Annotated in this window: 13 protein-coding genes and 1 pseudogene; 8 read left to right on the top strand and 6 right to left on the bottom strand. The window is 69.9% G+C overall.

The window, feature by feature from the left end; genetic code table 11:
* Positions 1–303: 303 nt before the first annotated feature.
* Complete coding sequence (gene metE / locus Psi02_RS09280; protein WP_203973058.1) at positions 304–2,727, top strand: 5-methyltetrahydropteroyltriglutamate--homocysteine S-methyltransferase; 2,424 nt, start codon at positions 304–306, stop codon at positions 2,725–2,727.
* A gap of 162 nt (positions 2,728–2,889) precedes the next feature.
* On the opposite strand, the gene Psi02_RS09285 is transcribed toward metE, so the two are convergent.
* Together Psi02_RS09285 and Psi02_RS09290 are read right to left on the bottom strand one after the other, a co-directional pair.
* Complete coding sequence (locus Psi02_RS09285) at positions 2,890–4,110, bottom strand: MFS transporter (RefSeq protein ID WP_239094747.1); 1,221 nt, start codon at positions 4,108–4,110, stop codon at positions 2,890–2,892.
* Between the two features lie 137 nt (positions 4,111–4,247).
* Positions 4,248–6,515 (bottom strand): MMPL family transporter, encoded by a 2,268-nt coding sequence (locus tag Psi02_RS09290; protein ID WP_203973059.1) that lies wholly within the window; start codon positions 6,513–6,515, stop codon positions 4,248–4,250.
* A gap of 167 nt (positions 6,516–6,682) precedes the next feature.
* Between Psi02_RS09290 and Psi02_RS09295 the strand changes: the two genes are divergently transcribed.
* The 3 genes from Psi02_RS09295 to Psi02_RS09305 all read left to right on the top strand — a co-directional run bounded on the left by Psi02_RS09295 (position 6,683) and on the right by Psi02_RS09305 (position 7,940).
* Positions 6,683–7,177 (top strand): NUDIX domain-containing protein, encoded by a 495-nt coding sequence (locus Psi02_RS09295; protein ID WP_239094748.1) that lies wholly within the window; start codon positions 6,683–6,685, stop codon positions 7,175–7,177.
* A gap of 15 nt (positions 7,178–7,192) precedes the next feature.
* Complete coding sequence (locus Psi02_RS09300; RefSeq protein WP_203973060.1) at positions 7,193–7,579, top strand: nuclear transport factor 2 family protein; 387 nt, start codon at positions 7,193–7,195, stop codon at positions 7,577–7,579.
* 133 nt (positions 7,580–7,712) lie between these two features.
* A complete protein-coding gene (locus Psi02_RS09305; RefSeq protein ID WP_203973061.1) occupies positions 7,713–7,940 on the top strand; it encodes a hypothetical protein in 228 nt (75 codons plus the stop codon).
* A gap of 133 nt (positions 7,941–8,073) precedes the next feature.
* Here Psi02_RS09305 and Psi02_RS09310 read toward each other — a convergent pair.
* Both Psi02_RS09310 and Psi02_RS09315 read right to left on the bottom strand, forming a co-directional pair.
* A pseudogene (locus Psi02_RS09310) lies at positions 8,074–8,253 on the bottom strand (FGGY-family carbohydrate kinase); the annotation flags it as partial.
* Between the two features lie 274 nt (positions 8,254–8,527).
* Positions 8,528–10,864 (bottom strand): ATP-binding protein, encoded by a 2,337-nt coding sequence (locus Psi02_RS09315; RefSeq protein WP_203973062.1) that lies wholly within the window; start codon positions 10,862–10,864, stop codon positions 8,528–8,530.
* 122 nt (positions 10,865–10,986) lie between these two features.
* Here Psi02_RS09315 and Psi02_RS09320 point away from each other — a divergent pair, with 122 nt between their 5' ends.
* Positions 10,987–13,338: an ATP-binding protein gene (locus tag Psi02_RS09320; protein ID WP_203973063.1), complete on the top strand. Its 2,352-nt coding sequence runs from the start codon at positions 10,987–10,989 to the stop codon at positions 13,336–13,338.
* Here the strand turns inward: Psi02_RS09320 and Psi02_RS09325 are convergent.
* Together Psi02_RS09325 and Psi02_RS09330 are read right to left on the bottom strand one after the other, a co-directional pair.
* The gene (locus Psi02_RS09325) at positions 13,295–13,837 is read right to left on the bottom strand and encodes an ATP-binding protein (RefSeq protein ID WP_203973064.1); all 543 of its coding nucleotides are present in this window, start codon (positions 13,835–13,837) and stop codon (positions 13,295–13,297) included. The genes Psi02_RS09320 and Psi02_RS09325 overlap by 44 nt on opposite strands.
* A gap of 8 nt (positions 13,838–13,845) precedes the next feature.
* Complete coding sequence (locus Psi02_RS09330; protein WP_203881702.1) at positions 13,846–14,040, bottom strand: DUF5999 family protein; 195 nt, start codon at positions 14,038–14,040, stop codon at positions 13,846–13,848.
* 266 nt (positions 14,041–14,306) lie between these two features.
* Between Psi02_RS09330 and Psi02_RS09335 the strand changes: the two genes are divergently transcribed.
* The 3 genes from Psi02_RS09335 to Psi02_RS09345 all read left to right on the top strand — a co-directional run bounded on the left by Psi02_RS09335 (position 14,307) and on the right by Psi02_RS09345 (position 17,013).
* Positions 14,307–14,768: a PPOX class F420-dependent oxidoreductase gene (locus Psi02_RS09335; RefSeq protein WP_203973065.1), complete on the top strand. Its 462-nt coding sequence runs from the start codon at positions 14,307–14,309 to the stop codon at positions 14,766–14,768.
* A 155-nt stretch (positions 14,769–14,923) separates the two neighbouring features.
* Positions 14,924–16,132 carry a sensor histidine kinase gene (locus Psi02_RS09340; RefSeq protein ID WP_203973066.1) on the top strand — a complete coding sequence of 403 codons (1,209 nt, stop codon included), beginning with the start codon at positions 14,924–14,926 and terminating at the stop codon, positions 16,130–16,132.
* Positions 16,129–17,013, top strand: coding sequence for a helix-turn-helix transcriptional regulator (locus Psi02_RS09345; protein WP_203973067.1), 885 nt, complete (start codon positions 16,129–16,131; stop codon positions 17,011–17,013). Before Psi02_RS09340 ends, Psi02_RS09345 begins: the two co-directional genes overlap by 4 nt.
* The last annotated feature ends 32 nt before the right edge of the window (positions 17,014–17,045 follow it).

A 17,045-nucleotide genomic window follows, 5' to 3' on the forward strand; every position in this document is an offset into this window, starting at 1 on the left:
CCAACGCGGCACAGACCGCTGGGCCTTCACCTACCTCAACCCCTACGCGAATCGTCCGAAGAGAACATGATCGCTGGAGTGGCCGCTGCCGGGCCCGCTTCGCCGCGCTGACCGGCCGGTGAGCCGCTCCCGTGCGCTCATGTCGCCCCCGTGGGGCGTCCACGCATGCCTCGGGACGAGAGTTGCGGCGCGATGAGTCACGCGCAAGGGAGATCCATAACACGTGCTTATGGACCAAGCGATCGAATGCCGCGGGTGGGCAGGATGCGTCCGTCCGAACCCTGAACGGCCAAGGGAGCCACCATGACCGCGCGTCCGCCGACCTTTCCCGCCTCCACAGTGCTCGGCTATCCGAGGATCGGGCCTCACCGGGAGCTGAAGCGCGCATTGGAGTCGTACTGGGACGGCCGCTCGACGTACCAGGACCTTGAAAACACGGGACAGCGGCTGCGAGAGGAGACCTGGCGGCGGCTCGACGGGCTCGGCCTGGGTGCGCTGCCCTCCGGCACATTCTCGCTCTATGACCAGATGCTCGACACGGCCGTGCTGCTCGGCGCCGTACCTGATCGGTATCGCGGCGGCACGGGTGAGGATGCCTACTTCGCGATGGCTCGAGGCGCGGAGGGAATCGCGCCGCTGCGGATGACGAAGTGGTTCGACACGAACTATCACTACATCGTCCCTGAGATCGGGCCGGACACCGCCTTCCGGCTCGATGCCGCCAAGCCGCTTTCCGAGGTGCGGGAGGCCCGTGGGCTGGGCCTGGAGACGCGGCCGGTGCTGGTCGGCCCGGTCACCTTCCTCCTGCTGTCGCAGGCCGCCCCGAGCGGGCCGGCCGGATTCGCCCCGCTGGACCGGCTGACCGATGTGCTCGGGGTCTATGAGCGGCTGCTGGCGGAGCTCGCCGCGGAGGGCGTCGACTGGGTCCAGCTGGACGAGCCGGCCCTCGTGACCGACAGAACCGGCGAGGAACTGGCCGCCGTCGCGACCGCCTACGAATGGCTGGGGAACCTGACCGACAGACCTGCTCTGTTCGTCGCCTCGTACTTCGGCGATCTCGGCGACGCCCTGCCGGTCCTCGCGGCCACGCCGGTCGAGGCCATCGGTCTCGATCTGGTGGCCGGCAGTGCCTCCGGCCTCGCATCGCTCGTGGACAAGACGGCGCACGCCGGGGAGACCGCGCACGCCGGGGAGACTGCGCACGCCGGGGGGGCCGCCCTGGCCGGGGAGAGCGTGCTTGCTCAAAAGACCGTGCTCGCGGGGAAGACAGTGGTCGCGGGCGTGGTGTCGGGCCGTGACGTGTGGCGCACCGACCAGGAACAGGCATTGGCCACGCTCCGCGCTGTACGCGAGCTGGCCGGGCACGTCGTCGTGAGCACGTCCTGCTCGCTCCTGCATGTGCCGTACGACCTGGATCTGGAGCCGGGCCTCGATCCCGCCGTCCGGCGGCGACTGGCGTTCGCGGACCAGAAGGTCGCCGAGGTGGTCGAGCTGGCCGCTCTCCTGGCCGCCGATCCGACCGGCCCGATCTCCACACCCGCCATAGGCACGCAGGCGAAGGCTGCGGTGGTGGGCTCCGCACAGCCGGACCAAGCGCCGGCACCGGTACCGGGCCAAGCAGCGGAACTGGTACCGGACCAGGCGACCGCACGGGTACCGGGCGAAGTGCCGGTCAGGAGCCCGTACGCGGTCCGGGCGGCGGCACAGGCCGAGCACCTGCGCCTGCCCTCGCTCCCGGTCACCACGATCGGCTCGTTCCCGCAGACCGGCGAGCTGCGCGGAGCCAGGGCGGCGCTGGCGGCGGGCGAGCTGGGCGAGGCGGCCTACGACGACCTCGTCCGTGCCGAGATCGCCCGCGTCGTCGCCCTGCAGGAGCGGCTCGGACTCGACGTGCTCGTCCACGGCGAGCCGGAGCGCAACGACATGGTGCAGTACTTCGCCGAGCATCTCGACGGTTTCGCGGTCACCCGCAACGGCTGGGTGCAGTCGTACGGCTCGCGCTGCACGCGGCCGCCGATTCTTCACGGCGATGTCCGGCGTCCGGAGCCGATCACCGTGCGGTGGGCACGCCATGCGCAGTCTCTGACGGATAAACCGGTCAAGGGCATGCTGACGGGCCCGGTGACGATCGTCGCCTGGTCGTTCGTCCGTGACGACCTGCCCCTGCGGGACGTGGTGTTCCAGGTCGCCGACGCCATCGGGGACGAGGTGAGCGACCTCGAGGCCGCGGGCGTGCGGGTCATCCAGGTCGACGAGCCGGCGCTGCGTGAGCTCATGCCGCTGCGCCGTGAGGACCAGGACGCCTACCTGGAGTGGGCCGTGGCGGCCTACCGCAGGGCCACATCCGGCGCGGGCGACCGCACACAGATCCACACACACCTGTGCTATTCCGACGCCGACCAGATCCTTGACGCGATCGACGCCCTCGACGCCGACGTCACGACCATCGAGTCGGCGCGTTCGGGTGCGCGGATCCTCGACGAGGCGGCGATCGGCGACTTCGAACGGGGGCTTGGCCCGGGGGTGTACGACATCCATTCGCCGCGGGTGCCGAGCACCTGGGAGATCGAGGTCGCGCTGAAGGCGGCCTTGCGGGTGTTGCCCGCCGACCGGGTCTGGGTCAATCCGGACTGCGGGCTGAAGACCCGGACGTACGAACAGGTTGAGGCGGCGCTCACCAACCTCGTCAGCGCGGCGCGGCACCTCCGAGGTGACCAGCACTCGTGAGGGACCAGCGCTGGTGAACAGTCACCGCTGGTGAACGGTCGCGGCTCGTGGACAGTCATCGCTCGTGAACAGCTACCGCTCGTGACGGGTCCAGCGCACAGGTCGGCTCCCGACTGGCCGGCCCGTGACAGGAGCCTCGGGTGTTCAGCTCGGGTGTTCAGCTCAAGCGTTGCTCGTCGCCGGCCGCAGGCGCGGCAGGCGGCGGGCCCGCGTGCGGTAACGGAGGACCTGGACGGCGCCGAGGATCCACACGGGGTACTGCACGGCGAACGCCCAGCGGTAATCGCCCTGAAGATCCATCGAGATGCCGATCAGGGCGATCACCGACATGGAGGCGACGAAGCCGCCGCCGTTGACGATGCCGGTGGCGACGCCGATCCGCTCGGCCGGGTTGAAGGTCCGCGCGTAGTCGAATCCGATCATCGAGCCGGGGCCGTTCGTCGCGAGCGTGACCATGAGCAGCACGAGCAGCCACAGAGGCACGGGGGCCGGCCACAGGAGGACGAGTGTCCAGGCTCCCGCCGTGCTGCCGATGACGGTCAGCACCATCCAGGACCGCCGTAGCGGGAACCGCCCGGCGAGGAAGCCGAGCAAAGGTCCGCAGAACATCGACAGCACGGTGATCGTGGTCAGCAGCAGTCCCGCCGTCCGCGGAGCCAACCCCTGGCCCTGGACCAGGAACGGGTAGCCCCACAGGATCGTGAAGGCCGCGGCCGAGGACTGGGTGGCGGCGTGCGTCCACATCCCGAGCCGGGTGCCCGGCTCGGCCCACGCGGCCCGCATGGCGGGCGCGGCCGTCTCCATCGCAGGGGGCCGGTCGCGCAACGCCGCGCCGACCACGATGAGAGAGACCAGGCCGAGCGCGGCGGCGCCGAGAAAGGTAGGTGTCCAGCCGTTGGCGTGCAGGGACGTGATCAGCGGCACGGCCGAGGCGACCGCGCCCAGTTGGCCGAGTAGCCCGGTGATCTGCACGATCACGGGATTGCGCCGCGGCGGGAACCACACGCTGACGATCCGGATCACGCTGATGAACGTCATCGCGTCGCCGCAGCCGATGAGGATCCGGCCGGCGGCGGCTCCGGGCAGGTTCGTCGCCAGAGCGAAGACGAGCTGGCCGAGCGCCATCACCGACGCTCCGACGAGCAGCATGCGTTTGGATCCCAGCCGGTCGACCAGAATCCCGACCGGGATCTGCATCGCCGCGTAGACCAGCAGTTGCACCATGGCGAGGACGGACAGACCGGTCGCACCGACCCCGAAGCGGGCCGAGGCGTCGATGCCCGTGACGCCGAGGGACTGCCGGTGGAACACCGCGATCATGTAGGCGACGACGCCGGCGGCCCAGAAGATCAGGGGTTTGCGTGTTCCACCGCTTCGTCCCATAGCTGGGGATTTTACCGATATGTACGGCTTGCGCCTGGGGCGTCCATCTGGTGGACCTCCAGGCGCAAGCCGTGCTGCCGGTCGTGCTGCCGGTCGCGCCGTCAGCCGTACTGGCAGCTGAACTGTCAGCTGAACTGTCAGCCGACGAGGGCGGGAACCCGGTCCTCCCGGACGCCGTCGCCGTCGTCATCGCCGTCCTCGTCGTCGTGATCGCCGTGGGAGAGCTGAGGCAGCCAGCCGAGCCAGCGCGGCAGGTACCAGTTCCAGTCACCCAGCAGTTTCATCGTCGCCGGCAGCAGGACCGCTCGCACGATCGTCGCGTCGATCAGGATCGCGGCCGCCAGGCCTATGCCCATCTGCATGAACGTCAGGAGCGACAGCGTGGCGAAGGTCGCGAACACCGCCACCATGATGAGCGCCGCGCTCGTGACCACGGCGGCGGTGCTCTTGATGCCGGAGGCGATCGCGTCCTCGGTGCGCATGCCCCTGTCGTAGGACTCCCGGATCCGGCTGAGGATGAAGACGTGGTAGTCCATCGACAGGCCGAAGAGGATCACGAACAGGAACAGGGGCAGCCAGTTGGTGATCATCCCGGTGGAGGTGAAACCGAGCAGGCTCTCGCCGTACCCCCTCTGGAAGACCAGCACGAGCACGCCGTACGCCGCCGCGACGGACAGCAGGTTGAGCAGGATGGCCTTGATCGCGACGACCAGCGAGCGGAACGAGATCAGCAGCAGGACGAAGGCCAGCAGCAGCACGAAGCCGAACACCAGCGGGATCGTCCGGCGAAGCTGCTCGTCGAAGTCCATCGAGCCGGCCGTGCTGCCGGTGACGTGCGCTCCGGGAAGCGTGGCGGGGATGACCTCTTCGCGCAGGGTGTGGACCGCGTGCTCCGAGACCGCGTCCATCCCGGCGCCTTTGATGCCGATGGTGATCTGGGCCACCGTCTTATCCGGATTTATCCGTACGCTGATCGGCTCGTTCGCCTCGCCCGTCGCCAGCGCCCGCTTCTTGAACTCCTCGATCGAGGCGGTGAACTGGGGGGTCGTCACGTCGGCGGCCTTGACGACGACCACCGCGGGCTCGTTCCCGCCCGGGAAGGCCTTGTCGATCCGCTTGAAGGTCTCGGCGATCGAGTAGTTGCCCTGCAGGTCGTCGATGGTCTGCGCGCCGGTTTTGAGGCTGAACGCGGGGATCGCGAGCGCGACGAGGAGACCGCCGGCGAGGACCACGGAGATGATCGGATGGCGCAGGACCGGCCCGATGATCGCGCCCCAGAACCTGCTCTCGCCTCCGCGGACCCCGAGGACGCGCCGCCAGCCGACCCTTCCCCTGGTGACGGTCCGTACGGTGCCGTGGATCAACCGGGCGTCGATCTTGTCGCCGATCAGCGAGAGCAGCGCGGGCAGGGCGGTCAGGGAGCCGACGACGGCCGTCAGGACCACGAGGATCGTGCCCTCGGCGAAGCCCATGAAGATGCCGTTGCCCGTCAGGAACATCCCGGCCATCGCCACGATGACGGTGATGCCGGAGATGAGGACGGCCCTGCCGGACGTGGCGGCGGCGATCTCGATGGCCCTGCGCTTGTCGCGGCCCTTCGCTCTCTCCTCGCGCTGCCGCATGACGTAGAAGAGGCTGTAGTCGACGCCGACCGCCAGGCCGATGAGCAACATCACGTTGCTGGTCGCCGAGTCGACGTGCAGAAGCTGGCTGGTGAGCGCCAGCAGCCCGGTGGCCGAGAAGATCGCCGTCATCGCCAGGGCGACCGGGACCAGAGCGGCCAGCAACGCGCCGAACGCGGCGAGCAGGATGCCGATGGTGATCGGCAGCGAGAGCTGCTCGGCCCGCACGAAGTCCTTGTCGATCGCCTCGCCGATCAGCTTGTCGGCGCTCGCCCCGCCGGCCTCCTCGACCCGGAGGTCCGGATGAGCCCGCTGCACGCCCGCGACCGCGTCGAGCACCGGCTGGATCCGCTCGCCGGCGGTCCCCGCGTCGCCCTTCATGTCGAACTGGACCAGGGTCGTGCGCTGGTCAGGGGTGACGGGTGAGGGTTCCTTGTCGTACGGCGTGCGCACGTTCTCGACCTGGCCGGTGGCCTCGACCGCACTCTTCACGCCCATGACGGCCTCGCGGAACGCGGGGTCGCCGGTGGTGAGGGTCCCGGTGCGCGACTGCACCAGCACGATCTCGCCGGCGACGTCCTTGTAGGCCGCGCCGTCCAAGATCTGCTCGGCTAGTCGTGAGTCCCCGTTGGAGCTCTCGTAATTCTTCATCTCGGCCGTGCCCACGGCACTGCCCAGGAACGTCGCCGCGGCGACGAAAGCGATCCAGATCAACAGAGCCGACCATCGATGGCGGGCACTCCAGCCGCCGATCGAGGCGGCGAGGTTCTTCCGGCGTCTCATGCTCTCTCCCTCAGTGGATGTCTCAACCGTAGAAATCGATCAAGGCGTGCACATCGGGCTCGTTGACCAGATCAGACGTCCTGCGACCGGCGTATTACTCTCGTGCTCGAGATCTAGGGGACGTCCCTGAGGCCGCCCTCGGGGAACCCCGGCTAGGCTCCTGCCATGTGCTTCTTCTCCGGCCAGGCGTCGTCGTGATCCCCGCGGATGTCTTCTACGCCGGGCTGAGCAAGGTGGTGGCGGCCGCGGCCGGATTCATCACCGACCCCTCCGGCCGTGTCCTGCTGGTCAAGCCCAACTACCGCGATCACTGGGGCTGGCCGGGTGGTCACGTCGACGAGGGCGAGTCGCCGGACGTCGCCTGTGCGCGTGAGGTGCTCGAGGAGCTCGGCCTGGAGCCACCGGTGGGCCGCCTGTTGGTCGTTCACTGGGTGCCCCCGATCGAGGAGCGCCCCCTGCCGCTCGTCCATTTCCTGTTCGACTGCGGCACGGTGGTCGACGGCAACAGCATCGTCCTGCAGGCGGAGGAACTCGACGGGTACGGCTTCTTCACCGCGGAGGAGGCCGCCTCGATCATGCCGCCCTACCTGGCGACCCGCCTGACCGCGGCGCAGGCCGCCCGCTCGTCCAACACCACCGCGTACATCGGTTCGTTCTCGTAACCGGAGGCCGGCGCCGTGGACACCAGGGAGGCCGCAGGCCGCTTCGCCCGCACGTGGGAACGGGGCTGGGCGGCGCACGATGTCGAGCTGATCGTGTCCTTGTACGCCGAGGGCTGCGAGCATCGCTCGATGCCGTTCCGTCCGGTCCATCGTGGTCGGGCGAAGCTCGCCGACTACGTCCGCTGGTCGTTCGAGAACGAGCGGGTCGAGAGCGTCCGCTTCGGTGAGCCGCTCGTCGACGGGGACACGGCGGTGGCCGAGTTCGTCGTCCTGTCGTCCGAGGACGGCAGGCCGGTGACGCTGGCCGGCTGCGTGATCGTCCGGTTCGACGCGGCCGGGCTCGCCGTGGAGTCGCGCGACTACTGGCACGTCGCCGAGGGACACGTGACCCTCGGCCGATGAGCCGTCGCCTGCCGGGGGATGTACGGGCGGCCTTCGCCTTGATTGCCGCGATTGCCTTGATCACCTTGATTAACCGGGCGCTCTCGCGGAATAGGCCGGTGGTACGGCCCGAACCGACAAGGACGGTAAGACGATGGACGACGCCGAGATCAGGGAGCAGCTGAAGGAATTGGAGGCGGAGCTGGCCAGGCTTCGGGCGAGCGCCGCGGACATCCGGCGGGAGATCGGCGAGCGCTGGGACGCCCCGACGGACGCCGCCGAGATCGCGATGGTGATCACCAACGCGGAGCAGCAGGAGTCGTTGATCGAGACGCTCGAGGCCAGACGCGAGCGGTTGCTGCAGAAGCTCGGCTCGTCCTGAGGCGGTCGGCCTGCCCGGATCAGTCCGGCCCGGGTCGTGCCCGGCTCGGCCCGCTCGGATCGGCCTGCTCGGATCAGTCCGGCTCGGATCAGTCCGGCTCGGATCAGTCCGGCCCGGATCAGTCCCGCCTGGATCAGTCCGCGGGCAACCGGGCGCCGGCGCGGGTCCAGGCATCCTGGGCGCCCCTCGGCAGGTAGGTGACCGGCTGCTCGCTTCGCCGTACGAGATCGCGGATGTCGGTGACGGGCAGGCCGGTGGCGTCCGCGGTCATCTTGCACAGCAGGGCGTTGCGCGCGCCGCCGCCCACCAGGTGGACCTGCCTGGGGGTGGGTGCGGGTGGGCGAGTGCGCCGGGCGTTCGGTCGGGACGCACCGTACGGAGCCTTATGCGTGCATGATCACGCTGGGTGTTTGTGCACGTCACACCGTGCCTGCCAGAACCTGTGCATGATCACGAACGGTGTTCGCGCAGGTCGCGCGATGTATGGAAGAACCTGTGCATGATCACGCCGGGTGTTGGGGCAGGTCAGCCCGTACGTTGCCGAACCTGTGCATGATCACGGCCAAGGGGTGGGGGCCGTGGGGAGGTCAGGTGGTGTCTTGTTCGGCTTTTTGGGCTGTCATCCACGCCGCGATCTGGGCGCGTGAGGTGTAGCCCAGCTTGGCCAGGATGTGCTCGACGTGGCCCTCCGCCGTCCGCTGGGCGACCACGAGGGCGGCGGCGATCTCCTTGTTGCTCAGGCCCTGGGAGATCAGTTCGGCGATCTCCAGCTCGCGCGCGGTCAGCGGCGACGCCGCCGAGGCGGTCGCCCCCGCCTCCTCACTCGCCGGTTCGGCCCCGAGCGCCTCCGCGACGGCCTCGTCCAGAGTCAGCCGCCCGCCCTGCAGCATCGCGCGGGCGAGCCTCTTGGCACCGAGTTGGTTCTCGAGGACGGCGACGCACTCCTGGTGCTGCTCGACGTACCTTCCCATCCGCAGCGTGGAGACCCCGACCGTGCGGGCGATGGCGTCGGCCGCCCCGAGCAGGTGGGCCGCCTTCGTGTGGTGCCCCTCCGCGGAGAGGATCCAGGCCAGGACCTCGACGGCCGTCGCCAGGCTCAGCCTGTCGTCGAACGCCCTGCCGAGCAGCAGGCCCTCGCGCGCTGCCGCCGTGGCGCGTTCGTTGTCGCCCTGCCGCCACAGGTGGATGGCGAATATCGCCAGGGTCCAGGCGCGGCACCAGCTCTCCTCGCGGTCGGCGGACAACGCGAGCCCCCGCTCGAACAGTTCTCCCGCGCGTGCCCGGTCCCCGAGGCAGCCGGTCGCGTCCGCCAGGGCGAGCAGCGCGATCGCGACCGCGAAGCCGTCGCCCGCGGCGGTGAGCAGGGTGACGGCCTCCTCGAGCAGCGGAACCGCCTGCTCGAAGTCGCCGCGGTTGTGTGCCGCCTTGCCGGAGACCAGGCACACCTGGGACAGGCTCACCGGATCGTCCAGCTCGCGGGCCAGGTCCCGGGCCTCTGCCAGCAGCGGCTCGCCCGCCGGGGCGTCCCCCTGGGTGAACGCCAGCCATGCCGATGTGCACAACGCGTGAGCGCGGGCGGCGGTGCGGTCAGGCTCCGCGTCCAGCATGCGGCCGATCCAGTGGCGGCCCTGGATGAACAGCGAGTTGGGAAGCCAGTGAGGCCGGTGCAGGTCCGTGGCCATGCGGAGTCCGATCGCGGCCTCTCCGGGCTCCCGCAGGCAGAACTCCAGCGCGGCCCGGAGGTTGGCCTGCTCCTGCCTGAGCCGGCTGAACCAGGCGACCTGCCGGGGTCCGAACCACTCGGCGGCCGCCTGGCCGGTGAGCCGGAGGTAGAAGTCCCGGTGCCGGCGCGCCAGTGTCCGGCGTTCGTCCGGGCCGGGCTCCCGGGTCCTGGCGAACTCGCGCAGGGTCTCCAGCATGCGGTATCTGACGTCACCCGCGTGCTCCTCCCTGAGCAGCAGCGACTTGTCCACCACGGCGTCGAGGAGGTCGAGGACGTCCTCGCGGGCGATGCCGTCGCCCGAGCAGACGGCCTCGGCGGCTTCGAGATCGAAATGGCCCGGGAAGATCGACATTCGCGTCCACAACGTCCGCTCGGCGGGCGACAACAACTGGAAGCTCCAGTCGATCAGAGCGTGCAACGTCCGCTGGCGCGGCACCGCCGTACGGCTCCCGCCGGTGAGCCAGCGGTAGCGGTCGTCGAGGCGCTCGACGAGCCCGTCCACCGACAACGTCCGCAGCCGGACGGCGGCGAGCTCGATCGCGAGAGGGATGCCGTCCAGCCGGCGGCACAGGGTGGCCACCGCCTCGCGGTTGCCGTCGTCGAGCGCGAACCCGGGCAGGACGGCCGCCGCGCGCTCGGTGAAGAGGGTGACCGCGTCGTAGCGCTCCAGGGCCTTCAGCGTCCGGGCGCCGTCGGACTCGGGCACGGGGAGCGGAGCGACCCGCATGACACGTTCACCCGTGATCCCGAGTGACTGCCGGCTCGTCGTGAGGATCCGGAGCTCGGGGATGCCGCGCAGGAGGGTGTCGGCGAGCGTGGCCACGGCGTCGAGCAGGTGCTCGCAGTTGTCGAGAACGAGCAACGTCCGGCGGGTGGAGAGGAATTCCGACAGCGCCCGCACGGGGCACCCCGTGGTCTGGTCGCGCAGGCCCACGGTCGCCGCGACCGTCTGGCCCACCAGAGCGGGATCGTCGAGCCCGCTCAGGTCGGCCAGCCAGACCTCGTCGAAAGCGCGGTGCTGCTCGAAGGCGGCGCGCAGGGCGAGCCGGGTCTTGCCGACTCCGCCCACGCCGGTGAGGGTCACCAGGCGCGAGACGGACAGCAGCCGCCTGATCTCCGCGAGCTCGTGCCTGCGGCCCACGAAGCTCGTGACGTCGGCGGGAAGATTGCCGACCTGCCGCGTGAACGCCGTACCGGCCATGATTTTTAACGCTAGGCGGCGGAAAGTGCCTGGTCAAACCGGATCGGTGTGGTTTGGGGCAGAAATGTACCCTGAATATGGCAGGGCATAATTCGCTCGGGATCGGGGTGGCCGAAAGCGGTATGACCGCGGTGCTACCGGGAGCCTCGACGCGGCGGCCCTCAGGGCTGCCCGCCGAGGTGACGAGTTTCGTGGGGCGTCGGCACGAGATGGCCGAGGTCCGAAGGCTGCTGTCCGGCTCGCGCGTCGTGACCCTCACCGGCGTGGGCGGGGTCGGCAAGACGCGGCTGGCGCTGCGAGCGGCCGTCGAGGCGCGCCGGCAGTTCCCCGACGGCGTCTGGCTGGTCGAACTCGCCGGGCTCGACGACGCCGACCTGCTCGCGCAGACCATCGCGGAGGGTCTGGAGATCCGCGACTTCTCCCGGATGCCTCCTTCTGACCTGATCGTCGAGCATCTGGCGGACAGGCAGGCGCTGATCGTGCTCGACAACTGCGAGCACCTGCTGATCGAGTGCGCCGTCCTCGTGGACACGCTGGTCCGGGCCCTTCCCGACCTGCGCGTGCTGGCGACGAGCAGGCAACCGCTCGGCATCGCCAGCGAGCAGACGCTCCACCTCGCCCCGTTGCCGGTCCGGGAGGCCTCGCCGCTCGCGTCGGAGGCGCTCGTGGAGTCCGACGCCATCCAGTTGTTCGCCGAGCGCGCGGCGGCCGTGGTTCCGTACTTCGAGGTGACGCCGGACAACCAGGAGGTCGTCGCGGCGATCTGCCGGCGGCTCGACGGACTGCCCCTCGCGATCGAACTCGCCGCGGCGCGGCTGCGCGCCCTGTCGGCCGAGCAGGTCCTCGCCCGGCTGGACGACAGGTTCCGCCTGCTCACCTCGGGGTCGAGGGTGGCGCTGCCCCGCCAGCGGACGCTTCGTGCGCTGATGGACTGGAGCTACGAGTTGTGCACGGAACAGGAGAGGCTCCTGTGGCAGCGGATCTCGGTGTTCGCGGGTGGCCTGGACCTCGAGGCCGCCGAGGAGGTGTGCTCGGGAGACGGCATCGCGAGGGGGGACGTCCTCGACGTGGTGACCGGCCTGGTGGACAAGTCGGTGCTGGCCAGGGAGGAGCAGCATGGGGCGGTCCGCTACCGGTTGCTGGAGACCGTCCGGCAGTACGGCAGGGAGCGTCTCGCCGCCACCGGTCAGGAGTCCGCTCTGCGACGGCGGCACTGCGATCATTACCGGGCCCTGGCCGCCCGCGCGCGTGCCGAGCTGTTCGGTCCCGCGCAGGTGGACTGGTTCCTGCGTCTTTCCACTGAACACGCCAACCTGCGCAACGCCCTGGAGCACTGCTTCGCCGACCCGAGCGACTGCGGCGAGGGCCTCACGATGACGACCGACCTGCTCTATCACTGGATCAGCGGCTACTACCTCGGAGAGGGCAGGCGCTGGCTGGAGGAGGGCCTGGCACAGGACACGGTGCCGGATGAGGAGCGGGGCAGGGCGTTGTGGGCCGCCGCCTGGGTCGCCCTGGTCCAGGCGGACATCCCGTCGGCGGCCGCCCTGATCGAGGAGGCCGGCTCCGTGGCGGAGACGCTCGGGTCCGAGAGCCTGCTCGCCTACGTCACCCTCTTCCAGGGCATGGTCGCCACGTGCCGGGGCGAGGCCGAGACCTCGATCAAGCTGCACCACGAGGCGGTGAATCTGCAGCGATGCGCGGGGGACCCGCTCGGTCTCGCGCTCGCGCTCATCCGGCTGTCCCTCGTGCACTCCGTCGTGGGGGAGGACCTGCTGGCGGTGTCCGACGCCGAGGAGGCCGTGGCGATCTGTGAGGCCCATGGGGAGAAGTGGCACCGGGCGTACGCGATGGCGGCCATGGGCATCGGGGTCTGGCGCCTCGGCGACTCCCGACGGGCCGCGGTGCTGGAGAAGGAGAGCCTCAGGTTCAACGACGCGCTCGACGACGCGCTCGGAGTCGCGATCGGCCTGGAGGCGCTGGCCTGGATCGCCGCGGGCGAGGAGCGGTACGAGCGGGCCGCCCGCCTGCTGGGCGCGCTGAAGGGCGTGTGGGGTGTGCTGGGCGCCCCGCTGTCGGGATTCGGCCATCTCGCCTGCTACCACGACGAATGTGAGGCGCGGACGCTTCGAGCGCTGGGCGAGCAGGACTTCCGGGCCGCGGTCAAGGACGGCGCCGCGTTGCCGTACGAAGAGGTGATCACCTATGCGTTGCAGGAGGAGGCGATCGGCGCGAAGCCGGTGGAGCCGGCCGCCCGCCTGGCCCCGCTGACGCGGAGGGAGACGGAGATCGCCGAGCTCGTCTCACGGGGACTCAGCAACAAGGAGATCGCGGCGGCGCTGGTGATCTCACAGCGCACGGCCGAAGGTCATATCGAGCACATCTTGAACAAGCTGGGATTCAACTCGCGGGCGCAGGTCGCCGCGTGGCTCAGTGAGCGGAGGGGGTACCCGCGGGCAGCTCGAACCACATGACCTTGCCGGTGGGGGTGCGGGACCCGCCCCAGCAGCAGGCCAGTGTGTCGAGCAGGCAGAGGCCGCGGCCGCCTTCGTCGTCGTGTCCCGCGCAGTACGCGCTCGGCAGCACCGTGCCCGCGTCCTCGACCTCGCAGCGCAGCAGGCCTTCCATGGTCGAAAGGGTCAGTCCGACCGGTCCGTGCGCGTGGCACAGGGCGTTGGTGACCAGTTCGCTGACGAGCAACTCGGCGACGTCGGCGACTTCCTCCATGCCCCAGGCCGCCAACCGGTCGCGGGTGAGCCGCCGTGCCCTGGCGACGGAACGGGCGTTGGCCGCCAACGGCCAGAACGACATTTGCACCTCGGGTCCTTCAACCATGATCACGCGATGCCGTCGGCGGGTGGCCGTCCAGCGCTCCCGGGCGGCGGCGTGCCGCTCGTCGCGGATGGGCGAGAAACACATGGACGTCCCCACTCGCCACGGCGGATTGCCCGCCTTGGCGTGGAGAGACGTCATGATCTGGGTCATGCCGCGACGCCCACGCTCGCACGGTGGGCCGGGATGCTGCTTCCGTCGGGCAGGAGCTCACCGGTGTCATCGAAGAGCACCACGCCGTTGCACAGCAGGCCCCATCCCTGCTCGGGGTGGAAGGCGACCAGATGTGCGGCCTCACGATCGGAGGCGGTGGCGGGTGGGCACGGAGGCTGGTGCTGGCACATGATTCGTTTCCCTTGGTCCTCGCTGAGGATAGATGGGACTTTCTTGACGACGTTTTCAGCATCTCGCGTCCGAGTGCTGGTAGAGCACGGGGAAAACCCCCGTATCGGTACCCATTCCGCCCTACGTAGGTAGTGCGTATCCCTGCAAGCACCCCTGAAAGTAGATCCTATTTCTCCTCTCTACCCATATTTAGCCCAGATTGTCACGATTTGGCGGATCTGAGCCGGTCTGAGAGGGGGTGTGAGGGCTCACTAGAGTTGACCGTATGAGCCCAAAGATCGCGACCGCGGACACCGTCACCCGTGAGCAGCTTCTCGAATTCCTCCGGGAACGGCACCGGGCGATCGTCATCACGACACGGCGTGACGGTCTCCCGCAGGCGTCGCCCGTCACGTGCGGCGTCGACGCGGAGGGCCGGATCGTCGTCTCGACCTATCCCGAACGTGCCAAGACCCGCAACGCCCGCCGGTCCGAGCAGGTGAGCGTGGTCGTCCTGTCAGACGACTTCGACGGCCCGTGGGTCCAGGTGGACGGCACCGCCGAGGTCATCGACATGCCCGAGGCCGTGGAGCCGCTGGTGGACTACTACCGCTCGATCGCGGGCGAGCATCCCGACTGGGACGAATACCGCGCGGCCATGGAGCGCCAGGGCAAGTCGCTGCTCCGCGTCACCCCCACCCGCTGGGGCCCGGTCGCCACCGGCGGCTTCCCCGCGCGCCTCGCCTAGGTTCTCGTGCACCTTAGGTTCTCGTGCACCTCGCCGAGGTTCCCGTGAACCTCACCTGCCCCCGGGGCGTCATCCTTACTGCCCGGTAGAGCCGCCCGTCCGGCATGAGGACGCAGGCCTGCCGGCCGTGACCTGACGCGCGGGGAGGGGATGGGGTGCGGCTTCGGTCTGGCGTGGCGAGATCGGGGGACCTGGCCGGGTACTACCGTGCCGAGCGGTACCGGTCCGCGCGCGAGCGGATGGAATGGTCCCTCGCCCGCATCTTCCTGCTGTTCCGCCTGCTGCACGTCTTCCAGATGGCCGGCACCGCCGTCGACATGCTCCATCGGCTCGACCCGGTGGCGGGCGCCGCGATCCTGGTCATCGGCGGCGCCGAGACGGTGTGGCTGTTCGCCCGGATCGTCCGCAGGAGAGAGTACGGCGGAGGCCTGACGGCCGGCGTCGACATCGGCAGCGGGGTCCTGATGCTGGTGATCGCGGGCCTCGGCGCTCCGGCGGCGGATCGGCCGGAGGCGCTCGCCCCGCTGGTCTTCTGGACGACCGACCAGATCAGCGGCGCCGCGCTGTCCCGCAACCTCCGGATCCTCGTCGCGGGGACCGCCTCCATCACCGTTCTCTATCTCGGGGTCGTCCTCCTCGGAGTGCCGGCCGAGGCGCTGGAGTCCGCGACCATCATCGCGGCCAGCGGTTTCGTGGTGCTCGCCACGGTGATCGAGCGGGGGGCCGCCTATCTGCGGCGCACGGCCGCGGATCTGGCCGACCTGAGCCGCCGCGCGGCCGAGGAACGGGCCTATCTCCAGCTCGCCTCCGAGCTGTACAACCATTGGGGCAACACCCTGCTCAAGGTCACGGCCCACGACTGCGCCCGCGTCGGCGAGTTCGACGAGCTCCGCCAGATGTTGCGGGCCGACTACGCCCGCCTGCGCGTGTTCTTCGACACGGGCATGGCCGCCGACCGCACGTCCCTGCTGCGCATCCTGCACAGGGAGATCCTCGACGCCCGTGACAGGCGCCTGATCGCCGAGCCCGTCATCTCGGAAAGCTTCCGTGAGTACGCCGCGACCGTGCCGGAACGGGTGCAGCTCATCTTCGCGGACGCCCTGCGGGCGGTCCTGCTGAACGTCACCGACCACGCCCGTACGGACCACACCTACGTCCGTGCCGACATACGAGGAGGCAGGGCCGCCGTCGCGGTCACCGACCATGGGCCGGGGTTCCCCGAGAAGCCGGTCCTGGGCAGCCTCAACGTGATCAAGGCCGGCCTCCAGTCGCTGGGCGGTGACCTGACCTGGCCTTCCATCCCGGGGGACACCAAGGTGATCATCGAGTTCCCGCTGGCCGCCGTCGCGGAGGAGGCGAGATGAGCGGTCCCCTCGCCGTGGCCGTGGTGGACGCGCATGCCGCGATGCGCGACGCGATCGTCGAGACGCTGGACGCGGACGCGCGGTTCGAGGTCGTGCTCAAGGCCTACGACATCCCGTCGTTGTCCGCGTCCACAGCCGAATTCGACGTGTGCCTGCTCGACATGGCGGTCGACGGCCACCATGAGGACGCCGTCGCCGAGGTGCTGACCCAGCACCCCACGGTCGTCTGGACCGACCGCGTCGACTGGCAGATCCAGGTCCGGGCGCTCGCCATGGGCGCCCTGAGCGTGTTGCCGAGGGCGGCGGGACACCCCGACAGCGTGGCCACCGCGCTGGTGCGCGCGGGCGAAGGTGAAGCCCACCTTTCGCCGCAACTCGCGTCCGCGCTCCTGGACGCCGCGGCCTCGGGCACGCTCATCTGGTCGGACCCGCAGACGGCGCTGCTCACGGAACTCGCGTACGGCACGCGTCCCGATGTCGCGAGCGAGCGCGCGGGGCTGTCCCCGGCCCGCTTCGCCGCGGAGCGGAGTGCGATCGTCGCCGCCTGCCGCGCGACGCCGCTGGAACGGCTGGACTCCCGGCACGTCGTCCCGATCGGCTCCATGGAACGGCCTCGCCTGATCGAGAGGCTGACCGAGCGGCAGATCCAGATCCTGGCGATGCTGGCCGACGGGTACAGCAGGTCGGCCGTGGCGGCCGAGTTGCACATCTCGCCGAAGACGCTGGAAAGCCATCTCGCCAACGTCCTGGTGAAGATCCACGTCGCGCGGGCGTCGACGGCGGAGCGGCTCCTGCTCGCCATGTACTTCACCGAGCGGCACCGCAATCCCCACCGTCTGTGGGAGACCCGAATCGGGGGGCTGATCGCCGGTGAGGAGTGACGGGGGCCTTCCGCCGGAGCCGCTTCTAAGAT

Source organism: Planotetraspora silvatica (assembly GCF_016863315.1).
Lineage (GTDB): Bacteria > Actinomycetota > Actinomycetes > Streptosporangiales > Streptosporangiaceae > Planotetraspora > Planotetraspora silvatica.

What these genes read in the sequence shown, in the direction of transcription:
- metE (WP_203973058.1), top strand. Translation starts at nt 304, where the DNA reads ATGACCGCGCGTCCGCCGACCTTTCCCGCCTCCACAGTGCTCGGCTAT.
- Psi02_RS09285 (WP_239094747.1), bottom strand. Translation starts at nt 4,110, where the DNA reads ATGGGACGAAGCGGTGGAACACGCAAACCCCTGATCTTCTGGGCCGCC.
- Psi02_RS09290 (WP_203973059.1), bottom strand. Translation starts at nt 6,515, where the DNA reads ATGAGACGCCGGAAGAACCTCGCCGCCTCGATCGGCGGCTGGAGTGCC.
- Psi02_RS09305 (WP_203973061.1), top strand. Translation starts at nt 7,713, where the DNA reads ATGGACGACGCCGAGATCAGGGAGCAGCTGAAGGAATTGGAGGCGGAG.
- Psi02_RS09315 (WP_203973062.1), bottom strand. Translation starts at nt 10,864, where the DNA reads ATGGCCGGTACGGCGTTCACGCGGCAGGTCGGCAATCTTCCCGCCGAC.
- Psi02_RS09320 (WP_203973063.1), top strand. Translation starts at nt 10,987, where the DNA reads ATGACCGCGGTGCTACCGGGAGCCTCGACGCGGCGGCCCTCAGGGCTG.
- Psi02_RS09325 (WP_203973064.1), bottom strand. Translation starts at nt 13,837, where the DNA reads ATGACGTCTCTCCACGCCAAGGCGGGCAATCCGCCGTGGCGAGTGGGG.
- Psi02_RS09330 (WP_203881702.1), bottom strand. Translation starts at nt 14,040, where the DNA reads ATGTGCCAGCACCAGCCTCCGTGCCCACCCGCCACCGCCTCCGATCGT.
- Psi02_RS09335 (WP_203973065.1), top strand. Translation starts at nt 14,307, where the DNA reads ATGAGCCCAAAGATCGCGACCGCGGACACCGTCACCCGTGAGCAGCTT.
- Psi02_RS09345 (WP_203973067.1), top strand. Translation starts at nt 16,129, where the DNA reads ATGAGCGGTCCCCTCGCCGTGGCCGTGGTGGACGCGCATGCCGCGATG.